Genomic DNA, 14,756 nt, shown 5'->3' on the forward strand with positions numbered 1-14,756 from the left:
GGACGATCACCCGGTACTCCAAATCGGGGATCAGCTGACGCTGGGACCCATATCGGGCAGCTCTTTCTGCCAGATACCTGTAACACCCGCCGTGGTGAATCCCAACTGCTGATTGACCGTGAGCAGGTAGCGGTTCTCCGGAGCGTTCCACGTGTAGATAACCCGCGCATCGGGAAACTGCTCGGTGAGACGCTCCATGTTCGCGACCTTGATGAGCAGGCCCAGCTTGTTGCCCCGGTGTTCCTGCAACACCACGGTGTCGTCCTGGAATACGACGTCCGGCCTGGGGGCCAGGACGCTGATGGTGGTCAACCCCACCAGCGTCCCGGTGGGCAGATGCTCCACAGCGGTGACCACTGTCCTCCGCCCCTGCGCAATGGTGGCCTCTTCCGCTTCACGGAGGACTACGCCGTCGAAAACCAGTTCGTCCTCCCCCGCCGCAGAGGGAACCGCGTCTTCGCCGGACTGGTTCTCCAGTTCTGCGACGGCCTCCAGCCACGGCTCGGGGCAGCGGTCTGTCCAGTGATGCAGGCGGTATCTTCCGTTGTTGGCCTGCTCGGCCTCGGCTTCGAGATCCGCCACAAGTTTGCTGTCCAGCGGAAGCGTGCAGGAGCTGAACTGCTCGATATGCTGCAGTTCATAGCCCGTGCTGCGGGCAAATTCGACCTCCCGGCTGGCCAACGGAACAAAGCCTAGACCTGTGCCCGGTACCAGTTGCGCGGCCTCGAACTCGTGAAGGGATGCACCCGGATGGTTGGTGTCCACCAGAATCATTGAGCGTCCCTCGGACCGGGCCAGCTGTTCAGCCGCCTCGAGCAGCTGCCGGCCGACACCCCGGCGCTGGAACTCCGGCAGGATGTCCAGGGTGAACTCAGCGACGTCCAGGTTGTCCGTCAGCGGCAGGGCGATGTCGACGGTGCCGACGATGATTCCGGCCAACTTGGCCACCAGGATCACCTGGCGTTCGTAGGGGTCTGCCAGCTCAAGCAGTTTTTCCAGCGGCGCATAGGCGAGATCGTCGCTTCCCCACGTCTGCATCCGGACTTTCCTCCCCACCTCGACGGCGGCGAGGAAATCAGCAGCGTCTGCTGCGTCGAGGGAGTCGGGGATCCAGAGCTGTTCGATCCGCAATTCGTTATCCATTGCCTGTTTTGCCATAGGGAGAATCATTCCAGCCGTTTCTGCCACTCACCCTCATAGCCTGCGGGCCTGAATCCTAGCGAAGTATTTATCGCCAGCATATGCTGGTTTTCGCTTGCGTTCCATGTAGTGATGGACAGTCCTTCGGGCCAGGACCGCTGTGCGCGCCGGATGTTGGCGATCTTCGTCAGCATGCCCAGCCGGTGTCCGCGATGCCCCGAGTCCACAAAGGTGTCCTCCTGGTTCAGGATCCCCGGCATCATCTGCCGGCGGTTGAGCACTGAGTAGGCCGCCAGCGCCCCGGTTTCCATGTGTAGGGCCCCTGCAACCAGGGATTCGATGCCACCCATGGCCCATGCCCGCTCTTCTTCGCGTACTCTGGCGGCGTCCCAATTCTCTGGCCCCCAGTCCATCCCGGCCATGGGCACGTCTACTGTGATCTTGCCCTTCAGGACAGCGTAGGCGTCAACCAACGCTTCCGGGCAGGCGTCTTTCCACTCCGCCAGCCGGTAGTCCGCGGCGCGCTCCCTGGCTTCCGATTCGAGTGCGTCCAGGTGTTCCGATGGCACTGGGAGTTGCAGCTGGCCGGACGTTTCCACCTGCTCCAGCTGATACCCGGCGCCGAGCGCAAACGCTGTGGCCGCCGCATCCAGCGGCAGCCCGCCGGTGCCTGATTTCGCCATCAGCAGCCCCGCTGCCTCGGCGACACATCCAGCAAGCATGTCCGAGCAGGCATCGAATACTGTCCGGCCCCGGCTGACGGCCAGCTGTTCCACGAATTCCAGAAGCCGGCGGCCTATCCCGTTCCGTCTGTGCGCAGGAACCACCAGAACATCGATGTCGGCGTCCGACAGGTTTTCCTTCAGCGGCAGGATCACCGAACACAGGCCAACCGCCTCACCACCCAGCCGTGCTATGAAAAGGAGCCGTTCTTCGTAGTCGTTGCCCCGCCAGAACTGCAGTCCCTCCTGGACGGTGGCACAACGGTCAAGGTTCCCCCAAACCTCCAGCAGGTGGGCGTCCCGGAGTGCGCAGCAGTCGCGGAAATCGCTGGCGTCGCGTGCCTCACCGGGCCCGCGCACCCCCTGCGGCAGGGCGTCGTCGAGCTTTTCCGGAATTACGACGGCGGTAATCGCCAGCTCTGTCACGGCGGCAGCTCCTGTCCCTCGTCCGCAAGCGTCCTTTCGGAGGCCGGCAGCAGGTGTTGCCACCCGCCGTCGTGGCCGGCCGGACGGATCCCAGCGGTGTTTAGGGTCAACATATGCTCATTTTCCGCCGGATTGAACGTCATTACCCGCTCAACCGCCGGATAATTTTCCAACACACCCGAAGGTTGAGGATCTTCACCAGCATGCCCAGTCGGTGGCCCTGGTGCGAAGCAGCAACCAAAGTGTCGTCCTGCTTGGCCAGCCAAGGCTGCCGGGCCAAAAACATGCAGAACCGAGTGCGCAGCCAGCTCGCCGCTTGGCTTGTGCCGGGCAGCTGCAACCAGCGACTCCTGGCGCATACGCCGCCAGGTGTCCTCGATGTGCCGGACCCTGCCGGCATCCCACGACTCCTCGTCATGGTGAATCCCGCCCGAGAGCGCATACGTACTCATCCCGGACATCAAAAGTGCCAGCCGACCCACGTACTCATCCGGACAGCGGTCCCTCCACTGCAGCAGTTCATAGTGTCCCCGCTTTCGCCAGCGCCTCTGCTTCGCCGGCATCCAGCAGTTCGGGTGCGCGTGCAATGGCCAGCGCGCTGAAACACGCCACCTGCTCAAGGCTGTAGCCGGACCGCACCGCGAAACGGACCTGCCTGGCGTCGGCAGGGAGGCCGCCGGTGCCAGGTTTCAGGAGCCGCTGGCCGTCCGGATCAAAGTCCGCAAGGTGCTCGGTGAAGCTCAGCAACGTGGACCGGCCCTTTTCATTGGCCAACGCCTCGGCGTGCCGGACAAGTGCCTGTCCGATGCCGCGGCCGGAGAAGCTGTTCAGGACATCAACACGGATCAAGGCACCCAGCACGTTTTCCCGGAGTGGAAACCGGATCCAGGACCCGGCGGCCATTCGGCGGCCCACCCGAACAAAAAAACAGCCGCAGCTTCGTGCAGGGGGTGTCCCGCCACGACTCAAGGCGCGCATCCATCGGCGAAGCCCGATCAAGATTCCCCCAGGTTTCCATCACCACGGCATCGGAGAGTGCACCAAATTCGAGAAACTCACCGGCCTCCGCAGCGTCCAGACTGACGGGAAGAGTCAAGGACTCAATGGGGTAGGGCTGCGATGCCCTGCCATTATCGTAGCCAATCAGGCGGCAGCTGGGTGCTGAACTTCCGGCCCGCGTTGAGTTGAAATGCAAAGAACCGCCCGGCACAATGCCGGGCGGTCCTTGTGATGCACGCCGGACTGATCCGGCAGCGGTTTCTGGTGGCTTTAGACCTCGGTCAGAACCTTGGTGACGTTGGGATCAACAGCGATGCCGGGGCCGAACGTCGTGGCCACGGTTGCCTTCTGGATGTAGCGGCCCTTGGAAGCGGACGGCTTCAGGCGAAGCACCTCTTCCAGTGCTGCCGCGTAGTTCTCGGCAAGCTTGAGGGCGTCGAAGGAAACCTTGCCGATGATGAAGTGCAGGTTGGAGTGCTTGTCGACGCGGAAGTCGATCTTGCCACCCTTGATGTCGTTGACAGCCTTGGCGACGTCTGCCGTCACGGTGCCGGTTTTCGGGTTCGGCATCAGGTTACGCGGACCCAGGACCTTGCCCAGGCGGCCAACCTTGCCCATAAGGTCAGGGGTGGCAACGGCTGCGTCGAAGTCGGTCCAGCCAGCTGCGATCTTTTCGATCAAGTCGTCGGAACCAACGAAGTCGGCCCCGGCAGCGATTGCTGCCTCGGCCTTGGCACCTGTTGCGAAAACCAGGACGCGGGCAACCTTACCGGTGCCGTGCGGCAGGATAACGGTGCCGCGGACCATCTGGTCGGCCTTACGAGGGTCAACGCCCAAGCGGAAAGCGACCTCAACGGTTGCGTCGAACTTGGACGGGTTGGTGTCCTTGGCCAGCGTCACTGCTTCGAACGGCGCGTAGAACTTCTCCGCGTCGATCTTGGCGACGGCTGCCTCATATGCTTTGCTGCGCTTTGCCATGCTGCTTATTCTCCTTGTGCAGTTGTGGTCTGCGGACCGCGCTGGGCCCTGCCACAGTCGGTCATCCGGTGTGGATTTCCGACATTCAATGTTTCAGTGGTGCCGGTTTCCCGGCGGTGAAGGAATTAACCCTCGACGGTGATACCCATGGAACGGGCGGTGCCGGCAATGATCTTCGCGGCGCCTTCAAGGCTCGTGGCGTTGAGGTCTTCCATCTTGGTGGTGGCGATCTCGTTGACCTGGGCCTGGCTCAGCTTTGCAACCTTGACGGTGTGCGGGGTGGGTGAGCCCTTGGCGACGCCTGCAGCCTTTTTGATGAGCTCTGCGGCCGGCGGGGTCTTGGTGATGAACGTGAATGAACGGTCTTCGTAAACCGTGATTTCCACGGGGATAACGTTGCCGCGCTGGGCTTCTGTGGCAGCGTTGTACGCTTTGCAGAATTCCATGATGTTGACACCGTGCTGGCCAAGCGCAGGACCGATCGGCGGGGCCGGGTTAGCGGCGCCTGCCTGGATCTGCAGCTTGATGAGGCCGGTGACCTTCTTCTTGGGAGCCAATGTAGGGTCCTTCTCTCAATTGCGTCCTGGGACACAGGAGCGTGCCTCAGGTTTTTGACCGCCATGGCGAGGCGGCCGGCCGCTCCGTAGCTGCTAAGCCGGCAGTTACGGGGCGAATTCTATGTGGATCTGCTAGATCTTTGTGACCTGGTTGAATGCCAGGGTCACGGGGGTCTCGCGCTCGAAGATGGAAACCAGCACCACGAGGGTCTGGGAGTCAACCTTGATTTCAGAGATCGTGGCCGGGAGGGTCTCGAACGGACCTTCCTTGACGATGACGGATTCGCCAACCTCGAAGTCAACATCAATCGGCGCAGCAGCGTGCTTGACGGGCTTGCCTTTCTCGGCCTGCTCTTCTTCGAAGATCGGGGCGAGCATGGAGAAGACCTCGTCAAGGCGCAGCGGAACCGGGTTGTGGGCGTTGCCCACGAAGCCGGTGACACCGGGGGTGTGGCGGACAGCACCCCAGGAAGCGTCTGTCAGGTCCATCCGGACCAGAACATAGCCGGGGATGCGGACGCGGTTGATGACCTTGCGCTGGGCGTTCTTGATCTCCACGACCTCTTCCATGGGAACCTGGATCTCGAAGATATAATCTTCCATGTCCAGGGTCTGGATGCGGGTCTCGAGATTGGCCTTCACGCGGTTTTCGTAACCTGCGTAGGAGTGGATGACGTACCAGTCACCTTCCTGGCGGCGCAGCTTGGCCTTGAATTCATCGGCCGGATCCACCTCTGCGGCAGCAGCCGCAGCTGCGAGTGCATCAGAGTCCTCATCGGCCGGCTCTTCAGAGCCATCGGCGTCAGAATCGTCGGCGTCGACAGCCTGGGCATCGTCGTCCGAAGCGGCATCGGCTGCATCAGCAACCTCCGTGTCGTCTTCAGCGGCGTCTGCGACTGCGGCGTCGGCGTCTGCGGAATCAGGCGCAGCAGACTCAACCTCAGACTCTTCCCCGGCTCCTGCCGCGGCGCCTGCTGTGCTGTCCGTGGACTCTTCCAGCTCAGTCTCGGTTACCTCGAGCTCCTGCTCAGACACTTGGTCTCCTGCTTCCTCATTGCCTAACATGCCTATTTAAATGGCTCAATTCCGCACACTCCGCGGATTCCCTCCGGATACCCGGAGGGACCACGTAGCCTGCGGAGCTACAGCCCTAGCGGTCCTTGGCGCCTGTACCGCCGAAGACCCAGCTCACTCCGGTTCCGAAGGCCAGATCCAGCAGGGTGACGATGACCATCATGATGACCACGAATACCAGCACCACGAGCGTGTAGTTGATCAGTTCCTTGCGGGTTGGTGCGACAACCTTCTTCAGTTCGCCGATTACCTGGCGGATGAAGAGTGCAATTCGAGCGAAGAAGCCTGCATTGGCGGGCTTCTTTGCGGGGCGGCCCTTGGAGCTGCTGGCAGCTGTTTCGGTCACCTGGTCCTCACTCATCTTTGCAATGTCGGATTACCCGGTTCTGATCTGAACCATGGTTGCTGCGCTGGTTCCGGCATTCCGCCGGAACCGCTTGCGCAGGGCAGACAGGACTCGAACCTGCAACCTGCGGTTTTGGAGACCGCTGCGCTACCAATTGCGCCACTACCCTATGGATCGAAAAACCGAATCGGGCCGCACTTCACCCGATCTTCACCGAGGCGCACGCCATCATCGTGTTTTCAACACCGGAGAACCAGTCTACGCAACAACTTCGCGTACGTCGAACCAGCCTCATTCCGGACCACCCTCATTCCGACGAGAACCATGCCCTAACCGGCAGTCACAATTCCACGCGCACACCGCGAACGATCCGCTGAACAGCATAGAGTAGATCACGTCGAATCCCACATTCAGCCTCCGGGCTGCAAGCGAAGAACGGACCCGCCATGTCTGCCGCCCGCGTTTCCAAGCGCATTTCCGCTATTGCCGAATCAGCAACCCTGGCCGTTGATGCCAAGGCGAAGGCGCTGAAGGCGGCTGGCCGGCCTGTGATCGGCTTCGGCGCAGGCGAACCCGACTTCCCCACCCCGGACTACATCGTGCAGGCCGCCATCGAGGCCGCCAGCCAGCCGAAGTACCACCGCTATTCCCCCGCAGCAGGCCTGCCGGAGCTCAAGCAGGCCATTGCGGACAAGACGCTCAGGGATTCAGGTTACAAGGCAGAGGCGTCGCAGGTCCTGGTGACCAACGGCGGCAAGCAGGCGGTGTACAACACCTTCGCCACGCTTCTTGATCCGGGCGACGAAGTCATTGTCCCCACGCCGTTCTGGACCACCTACCCGGAAGCCATCCGGCTGGCCGGCGGCGTGCCGGTGGAGGTCTTTGCCGGTCCGGAGCAGGAGTACCTGGTGACGGTAGAGCAGCTGGAAGCCGCCCTGACGGACCGCACCAAGATCCTGCTTTTTGTCTCGCCCTCCAACCCCACCGGTGCCGTCTACTCGCCGGAACAGGTCAGGGAGATCGGCCAGTGGGCCGCATCCAAGGGCCTGTGGGTTGTTACCGACGAAATCTACGAACACCTGACCTACGACGATGTCCCCTTCACCTCGATCGCCACGGCAGTCCCCGAACTCGGCGACAAAGTGGTCATCCTCAACGGTGTGGCCAAGACCTACGCCATGACCGGATGGCGGGTGGGCTGGATGATCGGCCCGGCGGATGTCATCAAGGCGGCCACGAATTTGCAGTCGCATGCCACCTCGAACGTCTCGAACATTCCCCAGATCGCCGCCCTCGCGGCCGTCTCCGGCCCCCTCACCGCCGTCGACGAGATGAAGGTTGCCTTCGACCGCCGGCGCAAGGCGATCGTCGCCGGCCTGAACGCAATTGACGGCGTGGAATGCCCGACGCCGAAGGGCGCCTTCTACGTCTACGCGGACGTCCGTGCCCTCCTCGGCAAGGAGTTCGAGACGGCGAACGGCACCGCCAGGCCGGAGACTTCCGCCGAGCTGGCAGCCCTCATCCTGGACGAAGTAGAAGTTGCCGTGGTCCCCGGTGAAGCGTTCGGCCCCTCGGGCTACCTCCGGCTGTCATACGCCCTGGGCGACGACGATCTGGCCACCGGTGTGGCCCGGCTCCAGGGTTTCCTCGGCAAGGCCAAGTAAGGGCCCGCCCCCGGCTTTCGCAGCAAGAACACAAACGCTCCCCAGCCTCGGCGGGGAGCGTCTGTGTAGTTAGAGCAGCCTGCGCTCGGCTGCCCATTTGGTCAGTTCGTGGCGGCTGGAAAGCTGGAGCTTCCGCAGCACGGCCGAGACATGGGTCTCCACTGTTTTGATGGAGATGAAAAGCTCCTTGGCCACCTCCTTGTAGCTGTAGCCACGGGCGATCAGCCTCATGACTTCAAGCTCGCGGGCAGAGAGACGGTCCAGTTCGTCGTCGGCGATATCTGCCGGCGCAGTGCCGAAAGCATCCAGGACAAACCCGGCCAGCCGTGGGGAAAAGACTGCGTCTCCGCCGGCAACCCGTAATACGGCGCTGGTGATTTCGGCTCCGGAAGTGGTCTTGGTGACATAGCCGCGGGCACCGGCCCGGATCACCGCCACCACGTCCTCGGCCGCGTCGGAGACACTCAGTGCCAGGAATCGGGTACTGCCCAGCAGTGCCGCGCAACCGGCAATGACCTCACGCCCGCCACCGCCCAGCCCACCCGGCAGATGGACGTCCAGTAACACCACCTCGGGCCGGACCTGCCTGATCACGGCAATGGCTTGTTCCACGGTGCCCGCTTCCCCCGTCACCACAATACGAGGGTCCAGGTCCGCCTTCAGACCGGAACGGAAGATCGCGTGGTCGTCCACAATCACCACACGGACGCTGCCGTCCGGGCCTGCTGATCCGTTGCCGTTGCCGTTGGTGACTGTGCTGCTCATGATCTGCTCTCTCCGTTTTCCGCCTGCGCCGCCGGCAGATGCAGGCGTACCTCCGTGCCGTCCGCACTGCTGATAATGGCTGCCGTTCCGCCGTGCCGTTTCATCCGGCCGATGATGGATTCCCTGACACCCAGGCGGTCCTCGCTAACTGTCTGTGGATCAAATCCGGGACCCCTGTCCTTCACAAAAACGTCCGCCCCGCCGTCGGAAATCTCCAAGTACACCGAAACCGCGCCACCGCCGTGACGCGCTGCGTTCAGCATGGCTTCCCTGCTTGCCTGGACAAGCGCTTCGTGGCGCTCGTCCATGGCGGTGTCGCCTACAGTGACCACGTCCACGGCATGGCCCAGGACCTCCTCCACCTCCGCCGCGGCAGCCTGGATCCTGTCGGAGAGCTGGCCGGCGTCTTTGCCCGGGTCCCGGTAGAGCCAGCCCCGGAGCTCGCGCTCCTGCGCCCTGGCCAGCCGGACGACGTCGTGCTCGTTGGCCGCACGGCGCTGGATGAGGGCAAGGGTCTGCAGCACGGAATCGTGAAGATGGGCAGCGATCTCGGCCCGCTCGGTCTCCCGGACACGGCCGGCGCGCCTCCGTTTCAAGGTCGCGCCAGAACTTCAGGCCCCACGGCAACAGAACCAGCACCACGCCGCCCAGCACAGCGACCGAAGCGAGCAGCGCCAGCCAGGTCTGCTCCCAGGATCCGGATCCGGACACCATCACCAGAACACCGGCCACCACAAGCGCCAGCCCGGCCGCAAGACGTGCCCAGCCGCCGGCCTGATCGGCCCTGGTCTTGTCCACCAGGCCCGCACGCCGTGTTTCATCCAGCTGCATCCACGCGATGGCTGCGCCGCCGAGTATTGCCGCGGCGGGGATCAGCGTGCCCAACGGAACGTCCACTCCGAGCAACTGGGCAATCAGGATGCCGGCCACAAGCAGCAAGCCAGCGCCGAGCAGAATTTCCTTCCCGTAGCGCACTTTCCGGACCCGGAACCAGGTTGCGCCACGGCTAGTCGCGCCGGCAGGGTTCGTCGCGCCAGCCGGGTAGCTTGGGGCAAGTTCAGCTGTGTCTGGAGCGTCTCCCGGGCGCGCAAAACCCGGTGCTGCGGCAGCACCGCCGTCGTACCCTCCCGGTACAGGCGAAAGGGGAGGCGCCTGTTGCGGTGCAACTGGCCGTGATTCAGCGGTCGGCACTGTGCCGACCACGGGTGTGGCGTCGGGCACAACGCTTACTGCCGGGGCGATGGGCGACGCCGGCCTGCGGGCGTTTCGCCTGGCGTTCTCGTCCGCGGTGGGAACCATAATCCACAACCAGCCATAGAACGCCACGCCGGCGCCGCCTGCGAGCGCGGCCAGCACCATACCGATCCGCACCGTCCGGACCGGCCAGCCCAGGTGCGCAGCAAGTCCGGCGCACACACCGGCAATGATGCGGTCGCTGCTGCGGACCAGCGGCGGACGGTATGCGGCGGTTGTCATAAAACAATCCAAACACGGATCAGGGTTCCCCGGAGCTGTTCCAGGCGCCAACCGGGGGTAAGTCAGGGACAGCTCAGGGTATCCCCCAATAGAGGAAGGCACCCTTCAACCGGCAGTATCGAAGTATGAACTCGCAAAACCCCACCCCCGATGACGGGCAGCAGCCCGAAGCACGTCCGGACGCCGAGCCGGCAACCGCGCCTGGCGCCGAGCCCTCGGCCGAATCCGCAACCGAACCGGCTGCCGAGCCCAGTTCCGGCCCGCAGCCAGGGGCCCACACAGAACCGCTAATGCCCCCTCCTCCGTACACACCGGAAGATGGACCTGCGTCGCATGCCCACGGGAAGCAGCCCCGTGGGGCCAGGCCTCCAGGCCAACCGCCGGTCCAGCCGCAGGATTTCTTTGGCTGGATCCGCAGCCACGGAGTCCAACGCGGCCGCGATCGATGGATCGGCGGTGTTTCGAGCGGTCTTGCCCACCGCATGGGCATCGACCCGCTGATTGTCCGCGGCATCTTCATTGTCCTGACGCTATTCGCGGGCGTCGGCGTCCTGCTGTACGGCCTGGCGTGGGCGTTCCTCCCCGAGCCGGACGGACGGATCCACGCTCAGGAGGCAGGCACAGGACGCTGGACAAGCGGCATGACCGGAGCATTGATCACCAGTGTCCTGGGACTCAGCGGTCTGGGCGGAGGTTTCTGGGGATGGGGCAACGGAGGATTCGGCAGCTTCATCTGGACCGCCATTTGGGTAGGCGGTCTGATCTACCTCATCTACTTCCTGATCCAGCGCAACAAGAACCGGAACGGAACCACGCCCATGAACACCCGCCCGCAGACCGGCGGCCCCTCAGCATTCGGCCCCGCAGAATTCAGCGCCGCAGAATTCAGCGCCGCCGCCCCGTTCCCGGCATCGGGAGCCACCACCCACTTTGACACCGCTTGGCCGTCCGGATCTAACGGCCCCTACTCCCCCAATCTGCCCTACGGCGGCACCGGTGGGCCCGGCGGTTACGGGGGCCCCGGCGGTTACGGTGGCCCCGGGGGCCCCGGCAACGCACCGGCGCCTGTCCCGGCTCGCGCACCAAAGCCCCGGAAAATAGGTCCCGGCGCCTCTGCGGTCGCCATCACTGCAGGGATCGCGCTGCTGGTGGGCGGCGGGATAAAGTCCCTCGACGCCGGCAATGTGATCAATCTGGGCAACTCGGCCAACGCCGTTGTGTGGGCCAGCGGTGCCGCAGTACTTGGACTTGGCATCCTGATAGGAGGCCTCAGAGGCAGGACCTCGGGCATCCTCGGGTTCTTCGCGGTGGTGGCCTTGATCATCGGCGGCATCTTCAATGTGATCCCCAACGGTGACCGATTCCGTCTGCACAATGTGGAATGGAATCCAGCCAGTGTGGAGCAGGCTCATGCGGGCTTCGACATCACGGGGGGCCAAGGCACGGTTGACCTGACCAATCTGAACGTGGGCACCCCACTCAGCTCCGACGTCGTGATTCCCTTGGACGTAACCGCCAGCAACGTGACCGTGGTGATACCGGACAACGTCCCGGTAGAAGTCCACGCCGACATGACATTGGGGAACCTCAATGAGGGAAATCAGCGCCGCGGCGGGATCTCCACCCGGCAGAGCAACTACAACATCGACAAGCCCGGCGCCCGGCTGATCGTCGAGATCAACGGCACCATCAGCAACGTCACTATCCGGGAAGGAAACTGACATGAGCAGCTTTGACCACTCACCCGAAACCACACCCCAAACCACGCCAATGCCAGGCTCAACAACGGCCCCGGGTCCAACTGCCCGGGTGGGCACCATCGTGTGGGGCCTTGTGGTCCTGGCGCTGGCCGTCCTGATCGTTATTGCCCAGCTGGGTGTGGTGGCCCTCAACGGAACGTACGTTCTGATCGGTCTGATGATCGGTGCCGGCGCAGCGCTGGTGATCGGCGGACTGCTTTCTGCCCGCAGACGTGACAAAGAACCAACAACAGGGAAGTCTTGACTCATGGATAAGTTCTTCAGCATTATCAGGGGCTTCGGCCTGAAGCGCGGTCCGCAGCGTTGGCTCGGCGGAGTCTTGGGCGGAATCGCAGCCAAGCTCAACGTGGATGTCGCCTTTGTCCGGATTGCGTTCCTGCTGTTCTGTCTCCTCCCCGGCCCTGCCATAGTCTTATACCTTGCCGCCTGGCTTGTCCTCCCGGACCAGAAGAACGCCATTGTCCTCCAGTCCTTCTTGGACAAACGGTCCGCCAACGGTTCCTGAGCGGCTGCGCTGACACGCGGGTTCGGCTGCCTCTGCTGTACGGAGCAGGGGCACTCCCGTTTAATTTCTTGTCCCTCAACACCTTGTCCACCGGCCGGTGGACACCACATTCCACCGGCCGGACCTGTTAGCCGCCGCCCTCAGGGTGGCACGCTGGATTTGGACCGAGCTCGGTTCCCGGAAACGAAAGTGCTGGTCCTGACCACGTACGACGGCGATGCTGACAGCATGCGTGCCGTTGACTCGGGGGCGATCGGCTACCTGCTCAAAGACACTCCGGGCGAGCAGATCATCGCCGCGGTGTTCGCGGCGTCCCGTGGTGAGACCGGACTGGCGCCTCCTGTCGCCCCCATGACCGGACGCGGACCGTGGTGTTGGCCATGGAGCGCGGACTGTTGTAATCATTTGTGTCCTTCCACACACTGACCATTAGAATCTAGGTGAGCTCAGCGTGGCGCTCTGCCTGCATAACTTCAACCAGGATTTGAGCCGAAGAAATGAAAATTGGAATCCTCACCAGCGGCGGCGACTGCCCCGGACTGAACGCCGTCATCCGTGGCGCGGTCCTCAAGGGCATTGCCATTCACGGCCACGAGTTCGTGGGATTCCTGGACGGCTGGCGCGGTGTAGTTGAGGGCGACATCATCGATATCCCCCGCACCCTGGTCCGCGGTATTGCCAAGCAGGGCGGAACCATCCTGGGCACCTCGCGCACCAATCCCTTCGAAAACGGCGGCGGGCCCGAGGTCATCAAGGCTCATTTGGACCGGTTGGGCATTGATGCCATCATCGCCATTGGCGGCGAGGGGACACTTGCCGCGGCCAAGCGCCTCACGGACGCCGGCCTGAAGATCGTCGGCGTGCCCAAGACAGTGGACAACGACCTCGATGCCACGGACTACACCTTCGGCTTTGACACCGCCGTGCAGATTGCCACGGAAGCGATCGACCGCCTCCGCACCACCGGCGAATCGCACCACCGCTGCATGATCGCCGAGGTCATGGGCCGGCATGTGGGCTGGATCGCGCTTCACGCCGGCATGGCTGCCGGAGCGCACGCCATCCTTATTCCGGAACAGAGCGTGAGCATCGAGCAGATCACCGAATGGGTCAACGAGGCGCACGACCGAGGCCGCGCGCCACTGGTGGTGGTGGCCGAGGGATTCGTGCCGGACCACATGGACTCCGCGCACTCCGAGCGTGGCCTGGATACCTTCGGCCGCCCGCGACTGGGTGGTATTGCGGACCAGCTGGCCGTTGAGCTCGAAGCCCGCACGGGGATTGAAACGCGTGCCACCATCCTGGGCCACATCCAGCGCGGCGGCGTGCCGTCCGCGTTCGACCGAGTGCTGGCCACCCGGCTTGGCATGGCCGCGGTGGACTCCGTGGTGGAAGAACGGTGGGGCACCATGGTGGCACTCAAGGGCACTGACATCGAACACGTGGGCTTCGAAGAGGCACTGGGCAAGCTCAAGACCGTCCCGCAGCACCGCTACGACGAAGCCGCCGTACTCTTCGGCTAAACGGATGTCCGCGGGGTGTGGGTCGATAGGCTGGACGCATGACACTTCAGCCCGGTTCGGCAGACATCATCCAGCTCGCGTGGGCCCGGCATTTAGGGCTCGACGACGGCGCGTTCGCCGCCGCCTGGGCCGCCGGCTCCGGCGGTGATGCAGGCGGCGATGCAGATGCCGGCGGCCCGGGCACCTCCGACTCCCGCCACCGGATCACTCGTGCCGATGAGTCGGCGCGGCGCGTGGAGTTCGTCCGGCTTTTCGGAAGTTCCGCGTTGGTGGGGCCGCAATGGGTTCTGGACGCCGCCGTCGGAATTCCGGATTCGGAGCTGGCCCAGCACGTGACCATGCTGACCATCACTCGCTCCCACGGCGGGCACGGCCTGGGAGCGGCTGCCTTGTTCTTCGCGGATGACCTTCCACTGCGCCAGCCCTCGGAGGAGCTGACCGTCTCGCACGGGAATCCTGAGGCAATCGAACTGGAAGGCCTCTGCCCTCCGGATGACGTCAACGAGGTGGGCCTGGCCGACCTCGAAAACCGCTACACGATCATCCAGGTGGAGGAAGGCCGCCGGGTGCCGGTGGCCTGCGGCGCCTACTCGGAATGGGAAGGCATGCTGGCGCACATGGGTGTGCTGGTTGACCCTGAGTGGCGGCGCCGCGGCGTAGGTTCCCTGGCCGCGTCCATCGCCGCCCACGAGGCACTGGCATCTGGCCTTACCCTTCAGTGGCGCGCCGATGTCAGCAACAAGGGTGCGCTGGCCATCGCCCGGAGCCTGGGATTCGTGACCGGAGGGATCCACACCAGCGTGCTGCTCCGCTAGAGATCC

The 14,756-nt window shown here is 63.8% G+C and carries 15 protein-coding genes, 1 tRNA gene and 1 pseudogene; 7 read left to right on the top strand and 10 right to left on the bottom strand.

Annotated elements, in window-relative coordinates:
• Positions 1-30: 30 nt before the first annotated feature.
• The 8 genes from ACQCST_RS15410 to ACQCST_RS15445 all read right to left on the bottom strand — a co-directional run bounded on the left by ACQCST_RS15410 (position 31) and on the right by ACQCST_RS15445 (position 6,411).
• Positions 31-1,158, bottom strand: coding sequence for a GNAT family N-acetyltransferase (locus ACQCST_RS15410; RefSeq protein ID WP_426996608.1), 1,128 nt, complete (start codon positions 1,156-1,158; stop codon positions 31-33).
• Positions 1,159-1,166: 8 nt separating this feature from the next.
• Positions 1,167-2,288, bottom strand: coding sequence for a GNAT family N-acetyltransferase (locus ACQCST_RS15415; RefSeq protein ID WP_426996609.1), 1,122 nt, complete (start codon positions 2,286-2,288; stop codon positions 1,167-1,169).
• 519 nt (positions 2,289-2,807) lie between these two features.
• The gene (locus ACQCST_RS15420) at positions 2,808-3,191 is read right to left on the bottom strand and encodes a hypothetical protein (protein WP_426996610.1); all 384 of its coding nucleotides are present in this window, start codon (positions 3,189-3,191) and stop codon (positions 2,808-2,810) included.
• A 366-nt stretch (positions 3,192-3,557) separates the two neighbouring features.
• Positions 3,558-4,265, bottom strand: coding sequence for a 50S ribosomal protein L1 (rplA, locus tag ACQCST_RS15425; protein WP_426996611.1), 708 nt, complete (start codon positions 4,263-4,265; stop codon positions 3,558-3,560).
• Between the two features lie 125 nt (positions 4,266-4,390).
• Positions 4,391-4,822 carry a 50S ribosomal protein L11 gene (gene rplK / locus ACQCST_RS15430; protein ID WP_426996612.1) on the bottom strand — a complete coding sequence of 144 codons (432 nt, stop codon included), beginning with the start codon at positions 4,820-4,822 and terminating at the stop codon, positions 4,391-4,393.
• A gap of 132 nt (positions 4,823-4,954) precedes the next feature.
• Positions 4,955-5,857 (bottom strand): transcription termination/antitermination protein NusG, encoded by a 903-nt coding sequence (gene nusG, locus ACQCST_RS15435; protein ID WP_426996613.1) that lies wholly within the window; start codon positions 5,855-5,857, stop codon positions 4,955-4,957.
• 115 nt (positions 5,858-5,972) lie between these two features.
• On the bottom strand, positions 5,973-6,257 hold the full coding sequence (gene secE / locus ACQCST_RS15440) for a preprotein translocase subunit SecE (RefSeq protein WP_426996614.1): 285 nt from the start codon (positions 6,255-6,257) through the stop codon (positions 5,973-5,975).
• 81 nt (positions 6,258-6,338) lie between these two features.
• Positions 6,339-6,411, bottom strand: a tRNA-Trp gene (locus ACQCST_RS15445).
• A gap of 277 nt (positions 6,412-6,688) precedes the next feature.
• On the opposite strand from ACQCST_RS15445, the gene ACQCST_RS15450 reads away from it, so the two are divergent.
• A complete protein-coding gene (locus ACQCST_RS15450) occupies positions 6,689-7,906 on the top strand; it encodes a pyridoxal phosphate-dependent aminotransferase (protein WP_426996615.1) in 1,218 nt (405 codons plus the stop codon).
• Positions 7,907-7,975: 69 nt separating this feature from the next.
• Here ACQCST_RS15450 and ACQCST_RS15455 read toward each other — a convergent pair whose 3' ends face one another.
• Both ACQCST_RS15455 and ACQCST_RS15460 read right to left on the bottom strand, forming a co-directional pair.
• A complete protein-coding gene (locus ACQCST_RS15455) occupies positions 7,976-8,671 on the bottom strand; it encodes a LuxR C-terminal-related transcriptional regulator (protein WP_426996616.1) in 696 nt (231 codons plus the stop codon).
• Positions 8,668-10,147 (bottom strand): annotated as a pseudogene (locus ACQCST_RS15460) (PspC domain-containing protein). Before ACQCST_RS15460 ends, ACQCST_RS15455 begins: the two are co-directional and overlap by 4 nt.
• A gap of 125 nt (positions 10,148-10,272) precedes the next feature.
• Here ACQCST_RS15460 and ACQCST_RS15465 point away from each other — a divergent pair.
• The 6 genes from ACQCST_RS15465 (at position 10,273) to ACQCST_RS15490 (ending at position 14,750) form a co-directional block, all read left to right on the top strand.
• Complete coding sequence (locus ACQCST_RS15465) at positions 10,273-11,868, top strand: PspC domain-containing protein (RefSeq protein WP_426996617.1); 1,596 nt, start codon at positions 10,273-10,275, stop codon at positions 11,866-11,868.
• Between the two features lies 1 nt (position 11,869).
• On the top strand, positions 11,870-12,151 hold the full coding sequence (locus tag ACQCST_RS15470; RefSeq protein ID WP_426996618.1) for a hypothetical protein: 282 nt from the start codon (positions 11,870-11,872) through the stop codon (positions 12,149-12,151).
• 3 nt (positions 12,152-12,154) lie between these two features.
• Complete coding sequence (locus ACQCST_RS15475) at positions 12,155-12,412, top strand: PspC domain-containing protein (protein WP_426996619.1); 258 nt, start codon at positions 12,155-12,157, stop codon at positions 12,410-12,412.
• 189 nt (positions 12,413-12,601) lie between these two features.
• Positions 12,602-12,838, top strand: a complete 237-nt coding sequence (locus ACQCST_RS15480) for a hypothetical protein (protein ID WP_426996620.1) — start codon at positions 12,602-12,604, stop codon at positions 12,836-12,838.
• 71 nt (positions 12,839-12,909) lie between these two features.
• Positions 12,910-13,935: an ATP-dependent 6-phosphofructokinase gene (locus tag ACQCST_RS15485; RefSeq protein ID WP_426996621.1), complete on the top strand. Its 1,026-nt coding sequence runs from the start codon at positions 12,910-12,912 to the stop codon at positions 13,933-13,935.
• Positions 13,936-13,973: 38 nt separating this feature from the next.
• Entirely contained in the window at positions 13,974-14,750 is a 777-nt protein-coding gene (locus ACQCST_RS15490) for a GNAT family N-acetyltransferase (RefSeq protein ID WP_426996622.1), read from the top strand.
• Positions 14,751-14,756: the final 6 nt, after the last annotated feature.

The sequence above is a fragment of the Pseudarthrobacter sp. N5 genome, assembly GCF_050157035.1.
Classification (GTDB): Bacteria; Actinomycetota; Actinomycetes; order Actinomycetales; family Micrococcaceae; genus Arthrobacter.

Excerpts from the sequence above, each read along its gene's own strand:
- ACQCST_RS15475 (WP_426996619.1), top strand. The coding sequence starts at position 12,155 with ATGGATAAGTTCTTCAGCATTATCAGGGGCTTCGGCCTGAAGCGCGGT.
- ACQCST_RS15450 (WP_426996615.1), top strand. The coding sequence starts at position 6,689 with ATGTCTGCCGCCCGCGTTTCCAAGCGCATTTCCGCTATTGCCGAATCA.
- ACQCST_RS15470 (WP_426996618.1), top strand. The coding sequence starts at position 11,870 with ATGAGCAGCTTTGACCACTCACCCGAAACCACACCCCAAACCACGCCA.
- rplA (WP_426996611.1), bottom strand. The coding sequence starts at position 4,265 with ATGGCAAAGCGCAGCAAAGCATATGAGGCAGCCGTCGCCAAGATCGAC.
- ACQCST_RS15485 (WP_426996621.1), top strand. The coding sequence starts at position 12,910 with ATGAAAATTGGAATCCTCACCAGCGGCGGCGACTGCCCCGGACTGAAC.
- secE (WP_426996614.1), bottom strand. The coding sequence starts at position 6,257 with ATGAGTGAGGACCAGGTGACCGAAACAGCTGCCAGCAGCTCCAAGGGC.
- ACQCST_RS15490 (WP_426996622.1), top strand. The coding sequence starts at position 13,974 with ATGACACTTCAGCCCGGTTCGGCAGACATCATCCAGCTCGCGTGGGCC.
- ACQCST_RS15410 (WP_426996608.1), bottom strand. The coding sequence starts at position 1,158 with ATGGCAAAACAGGCAATGGATAACGAATTGCGGATCGAACAGCTCTGG.
- ACQCST_RS15420 (WP_426996610.1), bottom strand. The coding sequence starts at position 3,191 with ATGGCCGCCGGGTCCTGGATCCGGTTTCCACTCCGGGAAAACGTGCTG.
- ACQCST_RS15455 (WP_426996616.1), bottom strand. The coding sequence starts at position 8,671 with ATGAGCAGCACAGTCACCAACGGCAACGGCAACGGATCAGCAGGCCCG.
- ACQCST_RS15465 (WP_426996617.1), top strand. The coding sequence starts at position 10,273 with ATGAACTCGCAAAACCCCACCCCCGATGACGGGCAGCAGCCCGAAGCA.